Annotated in this window: 3 protein-coding genes; all 3 read left to right on the top strand. The window is 28.9% G+C overall.

The window, feature by feature from the left end:
* The first annotated feature begins 56 nt into the window (after positions 1–56).
* Positions 57–1256: a MalY/PatB family protein gene (locus tag E6A48_RS10270; RefSeq protein WP_219710111.1), complete on the top strand. Its 1200-nt coding sequence runs from the start codon at positions 57–59 to the stop codon at positions 1254–1256.
* Between the two features lie 21 nt (positions 1257–1277).
* A complete protein-coding gene (locus E6A48_RS10265; protein ID WP_219710110.1) occupies positions 1278–2510 on the top strand; it encodes a dicarboxylate/amino acid:cation symporter in 1233 nt (410 codons plus the stop codon).
* A gap of 142 nt (positions 2511–2652) precedes the next feature.
* Positions 2653–2824: SoxR reducing system RseC family protein (locus E6A48_RS10260; RefSeq protein WP_219710112.1), on the top strand; the 172-nt coding region annotated here is incomplete at its 3' end.

The raw sequence follows: 2824 nt of genomic DNA, 5'->3' as shown, positions 1-2824 counted from the left end.
ATCAAAAAAAATTACTATACTTAAAATAAAAATATCATGTAATTTAAGGAAGTTTTATGACCATAGAAGAATTTAATAGTAAATATTTAGTAAACAGAGAAAATACAAATTCTCAGAAATGGGAAACAAAAAAGGACAGAAGATTTTTAGTAGATGGTTTAATTCCAATGTGGGTTGCTGATATGGAATTTAGAGCTCCAGATGAGGTTATAGAAGCTTTAAACAAAAGAGTTTCTCATGGTGTTTTTGGATATACAGTTTTATGGGATAGCTATTTTGAAGCATTTTTTAATTGGCAAAAAAGCAGGTATAATATAGACCTAAAAGAAGAATGGATAAACTTTTCAACAGGCTTAGTAACTGCATTATATTGGTTGGTTAATGCTTTTACTAATAAGGGGGATAGTGTTGTAATACTTACTCCTGTTTATTATCCATTTCATAATGCTGTTAAAGACAATGAAAGGAATTTAATAAAATGTGAATTAAAAAATGATAACGGAGTATTTTCTATTGATTTTGAAAAACTAGAAAGCGATATAACAAAAAATAATGTAAAACTTATGATATTCTGCAACCCTCATAACCCTGCTGGAAGAGTTTGGACAGATGAAGAAATAGATAAAGTCTTTGATATATGTAAAAAACACAATGTATATATTATTTCTGATGAGATACACCAAGATATGAATTTAGGTGTAAGACCATTCATTTCTGCTCTATCTATAAAAAATAAAGATAAATATTTAGACAGATTAATAGTATTATCTTCAGCTTCAAAAACATTTAATTTAGCATGCCTTTTAAACTCTCATATTATAATCCCAGATGAAAAGATGAGAGAAAGATATAACAAATATGCAAACACAGTTAATAGAACAGAATTAAGTTTATTAGGAATGGTTGCTACAGAAGCGGCATATAGATATGGTTCAGATTGGCTTGATGGACTTTTAAAAACATTAAAACGCAATTATGAATATATAAGAGATGAATTAAAAGCAAAAGTACCAGAAATAATAACAAGTCCTTTGGAGGGAACTTATTTGCCTTTTATAGATTTAAGAAAGGTTGTTAGTCCAGATAGAGTAAAAGAGTTTATACAAGATGATTGTAAAATAGCTATAGATTTTGGAGAATGGTTCTCTGATAATTGCAAAGGATTTATAAGAGTAAATATTGCAACAGATTTTAAATATATAGAGGAGTTTGTAAATAAAGTAACTTCACAATTAAAAAATAAAAACTATAAATAATTATAAAATGGAGGTTCTTTTATGAAAAGTTCTTTTTGGAAAAATTATAGGTTTCCTATACTTTTAGTTTCGGGTGTAGTTATAGGAAGTATATTGGGAATAATTCTCAAAGAGAAGGCTACAGTTTTAAAGCCATTTGGGGATATATTTATTAATATACTATTTACTGTAGTTGTGCCTTTGATATTTTTATCTATTACAAACTCTATTATTCAAATGGATAATATGAAGAGATTAGGTAAAATAGTAGCTTCAATGTTTATAGTATTTATCATTACAGGACTTATTGCAGCGACTATAATGATAGTTACTGTTAGAGTATTTAATCCTGCTGAAGGTTTTACTATGCCTATCACCCAAGTCGAAGAGCCTAATCCACCTAAAGTTTCAGAACAATTAGTAAAAATGGTAACTGTTACAGATTTTAAAGACTTACTTTCTATAAGTAATATGCTACCACTAATAGTATTTTCTTTATTCTTTGGTTTTTCTATAAAGTTGGTAGGAGAGAAAGCTAAGCCTTTAATCCCTGTTATTGAAGCGGCCACACTTGCTTTAATGAAATTAGTTAGCATTATAATGTATTATGCTCCTATAGGTTTGGGTGCTTATTTTGCTAATTTGGTTGGTAAATTCGGACCAGAATTAATAGGTACTTATGCTAGGGCTTGTGCTGTTTATTATCCTGCGGCTTTCTTATATTTCTTTATATTTTTCCCTATTTATGGATATATTGCTGCTGGAAAATATGGAGTAAAATCTATGAAATATTTAATTACTCCTATGATAACTTCCCTCTCAACACAAAGCTCTATTGCTACACTTCCTATAAACTTGGAAGCTTCTAAAAAAATTGGTGTTAATGAAGATGTTAGAAATATAGTTTTACCTATAGGTGCTACTGCTCATATGGATGGTACTTGTTTAAGCGGAATATTAAAGATTGCTTTCCTTTATGGTGTATTTGGAATGAACTTTACTGGTATTGAGGTTTGGGTTGGTTCTATAATATTTGTTGTACTTGCTGGTATGGCTAATGGTGCTATACCTGGCGGTGGACTTATAAGTGAGATGCTTATTGTTTCTATATATGGCTTCCCTCCTGAGGCTTTCCCATTAATAGCTACTATTGGTATATTGGTTGACCCTCCTGCTACTATGGTTAATTCTGTTGGAGACAATGTTGCTGGTATGTTGGTTTCAAGAATAGTAGAAGGAAAAGAATGGTTTAAACAAAAAGTTACTCAAGCTTAATTAAAATTATACAAAAATAAAAGCATGCCAAAACTATGGCATGCTTTTATTTATATTAAATAACATAATTGATATTTATTATTCTATATTATATAATTATAATTAATATTTTACTCATTATTTAGTATTTAGAGGAAAACATATGAGAAGAGAATTAGCTATTGTTTTAGAAACATATAATAACAATATTGCTAAAGTACAATTACAAAGAAGTTCAAGCTGCGATGGATGTAAAATATGCTCTACTGGTAAACCAATTACATTAAGAGCTATCAATAATATAAATGCTTCTAATGGTGATAATGTAATTATAG

Source organism: Brachyspira pilosicoli (assembly GCF_019402445.1).
GTDB classification, from domain to species: Bacteria; Spirochaetota; Brachyspiria; order Brachyspirales; family Brachyspiraceae; genus Brachyspira; species Brachyspira pilosicoli_B.
The sequence above is the reverse complement of the archived record's forward strand: the minus strand, read 5'-3'. Positions and strand labels throughout refer to the sequence as shown.

Coding starts and splice junctions, on each gene's coding strand:
- E6A48_RS10270 (WP_219710111.1), top strand. CDS start 57: ATGACCATAGAAGAATTTAATAGTAAATATTTAGTAAACAGAGAAAAT.
- E6A48_RS10265 (WP_219710110.1), top strand. CDS start 1,278: ATGAAAAGTTCTTTTTGGAAAAATTATAGGTTTCCTATACTTTTAGTT.